The 5160-nt window shown below is 36.6% G+C and carries 3 protein-coding genes; all 3 read left to right on the top strand.

From position 1 onward, the window contains the following. A partial coding sequence (locus ACY65O_RS18765; protein ID WP_462222385.1) for a T9SS type A sorting domain-containing protein occupies positions 1-3632 on the top strand: 3632 nt, incomplete at its 5' end. Between the two features lie 261 nt (positions 3633-3893). Continuing rightward, the gene (locus ACY65O_RS18760) at positions 3894-4157 is read left to right on the top strand and encodes a T9SS type A sorting domain-containing protein (RefSeq protein WP_462222386.1); all 264 of its coding nucleotides are present in this window, start codon (positions 3894-3896) and stop codon (positions 4155-4157) included. Between the two features lie 107 nt (positions 4158-4264). Beyond that, positions 4265-5017 carry a 16S rRNA (adenine(1518)-N(6)/adenine(1519)-N(6))-dimethyltransferase RsmA gene (rsmA, locus tag ACY65O_RS18755; RefSeq protein ID WP_462222384.1) on the top strand — a complete coding sequence of 251 codons (753 nt, stop codon included), beginning with the start codon at positions 4265-4267 and terminating at the stop codon, positions 5015-5017. The last annotated feature ends 143 nt before the right edge of the window (positions 5018-5160 follow it).

Here is a 5160-nt window from a genome sequence, read left to right as displayed (position 1 = left end):
AAAAATTAATATCTGCAACAGAAAACCCTGTTGGTTCAAAAACTTATGATATAGTTTATGAAGTGGTAATAAAAAATTACGGTGGTACACCAGTAACCAGTGTACAGGCTTACGATACGCTTAATAAAATTAATGGGGTTTTAAATGTAATCAGCGGTTCTATTACATCTTTTGCAGCCCCTTCAGGTATAACCCAAAATCCATTATACGATGGTAAAACATTGGGTAATTTTAATTTACTTACACCAGGGGGTACTTTATCAAATATACCGGGGCAAAACACAATAACTTTAAGGATAACATGTAAAATTTCTAATATCCTGGCAGGGGTTGTATATAATAACCAGGCTGTAGTTACAGGTGTTGGTTTATTTGGGGATAATCTCAGGGATTCATCTACAAACGGAGGTACACCAGATTTAAATTCTAATGACAAACCAGATGATATTGGAGAAAGCCAGCCTACTCCGTTGCTTATTTCAATTGCAGCTCAAACACCTCCATGTTCGGCACTAACTAATATTTTATATTCACAGGATTTTGGAACAGGTACAGGACTTACAAGTGTAATACCTGCCCCGGTTATTGGAAGTGGAGTTACATTTCCCACGGCAACCAGTTTATATACAAGTAGTGTAACACCACCTATTCCTGCAGAAACTTATACTATAACTAATAATCCACAAAATGCAAATACAACAGAGTTTTTAAGTTTCACCGATCGTACCGGTAACCCCAATGGCAGAATGCTGATTGTAAATGCTGATGCGGCTAATGAAGTAATGTACAGGGGCACTTTTCAATCTCCCCTTTGTGCCAATCAGGAATACTCATTATCATTTTATGCAGCCTTTGTAGGTAATGCTACCTATCAAACTAAATGTAATGCCTTTGGTGGATTTAAATATCCACAACTAAAAATACGCCTTAGAGATGGAGGGTCAGGTTTAATCATTACTGATGTTTCCACCACAACTATACCAGGTACAACATGGCAGCAATATGGCCTGAAGTTTTTAGCACCTGTATCTTATACAAATGTAATTCTGGAACTTATTAATGATGCGCCAGGTGGTTGTGGTAATGATATAGCCATTGATGATATTCAATTTGGTAATTGTGATGCGTTACCGGTAGTAAATGTAAGTGCCGTTAGTGCAGGTTGTATTGGAAGTTCAACAACATTTAATTCTTCATTAACTGATCCATCAGCATTACCAGGTACAAAAGATTATCAATGGCAGGTAGGTACATCTGCAACAGGCCCGTGGGCTGATGTTGTTGGTGCCATTTCATCAACTTATACTATACCATCTATTGCAGCAGGGGATACCGGTAAATATTACCGTGTAATTATAGCAGCTACAGGAAATATAAGCAACACAAACTGCCGTTATATCTCTCCCGGCATTTTATTAAGTGGTAAAGTTTCGTCAGTTGCTGCAACCAGTGCATCAAAAAATAAAAATAATATTTGCCCGGGAATATCTGTATCACTGTCAACAGTTGGCGGTAGTTTAGGTGCCGGTGCAAGTTGGAAATGGTACACTGGCAGCCCGGGAGGTACATTAGTTGGAACAGGAACTACTATTAATGTTACTCCACTCATTACTACCACTTATTATGTAAGAGCAGAAGGTGATTGTAATAATACAACCGATCGGCAGGTAACAGTATCAATATCCTGCGATATAGATAAAGATAAAGATGGCATTCCTGATTTTGTGGAAAGTAATATGGCTGCATCTTTTGCAGATGCAAATGGAAACGGCGTCATTAATGCATACGACCCGTCTTATGCAGGTTATGTAGATAATAATAACGATTTTATTAATGATAATTTTCAAGCCGATGGAGATTCTGATAACGATGGCATTCCTAATTATCTGGATACAAGTTTTCCTGGTCGTGTAGATAGTAATGGCGACGGTGTGGATGACAGGTTTGATGCTGATAAGGATGGTATAATAAATATGCTTGATCTGGACAGCGATAATGATGGCATACCAGATGTGGTTGAAGCTTATGGGGTTGATGCCGACGGTAATGGAAAGATTGACAACTTTAGCGATACAGATGGTGATGGATTAACACAAAGTGTAGATGCCAACAATACCGGTGCCGATAATACAGGACTTGGTTTAGCGCTTCCTAATTTAGATGGTGATGCAGTACCTAACTTCCTTGACCTGGACAGCGATAATGATGGCATACCAGATGTGGTGGAAGCTGGCGGTCCCGACACAAATAATAATGGTATAATTGATGCCTTTACAGATGTAAATGGTGATGGAATGCATGACAGTTATATTAACGCTACTGCACTATTACAAACTGGCGCCGATATTAATGGTGATGGAAAAGCCGATAGCTACCCTAATAAAAATTTAGACAGGGACTTCAGACCAAATGCTTATGATATGGATAGTGATGGCGATGGTATAGTGGATGTAATAGAAGCAGGGTTACCGGATGCCAATCTTGACGGTATTGCTGACGGAGCAATTGGTGCTAATGGGTGGTCAACTACTGTATCTGCGATGCCTGCACTAAATTTAAGAAATACAGATGGTGTTGGTAATAATGATTACTTAGATATTGATTCAGATGATGATGGCATTCCTGATAATATAGAAGGCATGTCAACAGTAGGTTATAAGCTACCATCCACAACAGATACCGATGGAGATGGGCTAGCAAATACGTATGATAATGTAAACGGTTTTGGGGGCTCTGGTATATTTGTTTACGATCATGATGGTGATGGCATACCTGATTACCGTGATTCGGATACAGATGGTGATGGCATTTTGGATATAGTAGAAGGAAACGATTTTAATTTAAATGGTTTATCTGACGATTTAGTAACCTTAACAGGGCTTGATACCGATGGCGATGGTTTAGATAACCGTTTCGATTCTTTAAATTCTGTTACAAATATTAAAGGTACTTCTTACAATATGGGTACAGGCGGTACTACTTCTGGAGATCCTGTGCCGGGTACAAGAGCAACTGTGCAAAAGAAAACCGCAGCACAATCAGACAGGGACTGGCGTTCTGTAGGTGTGGTACTTCCCGTACAATTCCTGAATATTTCAGGGTCACTTCAAAATGTACAAGTGTTGCTTGGCTTTAGTGTAATAACAACCAAAGAAGTAGAACGTTTTGAAATTGAAAGAAGTTTGGATAATACTGCTTACACCAAAGCAGGCATTGTAACAGATGCAGTAAAATTAAACGAACAACAGGACTTTGCATATGCTGATGATATAAGTGGTATAAGTAATGAAGTTATTTACTACAGGGTGAAAGCTGTTGGTAAAGCCGGAGAAATAAAATACAGTAATGTGCTGGTAGTGCGTAAAAATCAAACTAAGACTCCGATAAGCATTCTGCCTAATCCTGCAAATGATTATGTTTCCATAAGATTTTTTGTAGCGAAAGAATCAGAAATAACAATCAGGTTGCTGGATAATTTGGGAAAGACCGTAGTGTTGCAAAAACAAAAAGTAAACAAGGGTAATAATACGGTACAGTTAAATAATCTTGGTAAGTTTACTGCAGGTGTTTATTCAATTCAGTTATTTGTAAATGATGAAATTATAACACAAAAAATGATATTGAGCAGATAACTTCCTGACAAATAAAAATAAAATAATAAGTAAATTGCCTCTTTTGTGAAGAGGCAGTTTGCTTATATGATACCCTACCTAATTCAGCTATAAAATTCATAAGGTTACTAATTTTTATTTCAGTAAAAATAAATGAGCAGTGAAGATTTAATTATACCACCAATATTGATGCCTTTAACAGCTACAGTATTTTTTGCTGGCTTAAAATAATTGCACAAACAGGCGGAGTGTAATACAGAATCTTATTAGTGTTGCGGCTACATTAAAATAATAGCTGTAAGCATTATACCAAACCCTGCTAGAGAATACTTTTCAGTAAAATTTTTTGTTGACAAGGAATGGGAAGTAACAATAAGTTTAGTTGATTATACTGGTAAAAAAGTAATGGTGCAAAAACAAAAAGCCGCCAAAGATTACAATACTACGCAACTGTATGGGCTTGCTAAATGCTCCGCAGGAATATATACAGTAATGCTGTTTGTAAATATCGAACTGGTTAATCAAAAATTTGTATTAACAAAATAAGGCTTAATTATACTGCTGATAAAAGTTTATGCCCCGAAATTTTTTGGGGCAATTTTTATTATCACCTTGTAAGCCACATCAGGTTATTAAATGCTACTTTTGTTTTAATGTACACATTAAAAAAATCATTAGGGCAGCATTTTTTAAAAGATGAAATCATTATTCAAAAAATAATTGATGCGGTAAAAAAAGAATCTTTTACCAATTTGCTGGAAGTTGGCCCCGGAGGAGGGGCTTTAACTAAACACTTAATTAATTTGCCGGATGTTAATTTTAAAGCAGTGGAATTAGACGAAGAAAAAGTAGGTTATCTTCTCCAAAAATATCCCCTGTTAAAAGATAAAATTATTCATAAAAGTTTTTTAGATATTGATAAGCCTTTTGACGAGCCGTTTGCAGTAATTGGTAATTTCCCTTACAATATATCAACACAAATACTTTTTAAAATATTAGAATGGAAAGATGAGGTCCCTTGCGTAATTGGCATGTTTCAAAAAGAAGTGGCGCAAAGGGCAGCCAGCAAAGAAGGCAGTAAAGTATATGGTGTGTTAAGTGCTTTGGTGCAGGCTTATTATAATGTAGAATATTTATTTGATGTGGGCAACGAATGTTTTAACCCGCCACCAAAAGTGCAGAGTGGTGTAATAAAATTAATAAGAAGAACAGAGCCATTAAAAGTTAAAAGCGACAGGGCTTACTGGGTACTGGTAAAAACCGCTTTTAATCAAAGAAGAAAAACATTACGGAATGCAGTAAAAAGTTTATTTACTGCCGAAGAATTGCAAAACGAAATTTTTACTAAACGTGCCGAAGCATTAAGCATTGAAGATTTTGCCGCACTTACTTTTAAAATGAGTTGATTGAAAAATAAAGTTACATATTGCTTTTCGTTGTCTTTTACAAATTGTGTATTGCCAATTATTTATTGCTTTTTGCCAATTGCATTTTGTCAATTGCTTTCTTCGTGCTATACGCCACGGTATGCCTACAGCCCTTCTGCTCA

Origin of the sequence: Ferruginibacter sp. (assembly GCF_031430955.1) — a bacterium.
GTDB lineage: Bacteria > Bacteroidota > Bacteroidia > Chitinophagales > Chitinophagaceae > Ferruginibacter.
Note: the sequence above shows the minus strand (reverse complement) of the source record. Positions and strands in the feature narration are given on the sequence as shown.

Excerpts from the sequence above, each read along its gene's own strand:
- rsmA (WP_462222384.1), top strand. The coding sequence starts at position 4,265 with ATGTACACATTAAAAAAATCATTAGGGCAGCATTTTTTAAAAGATGAA.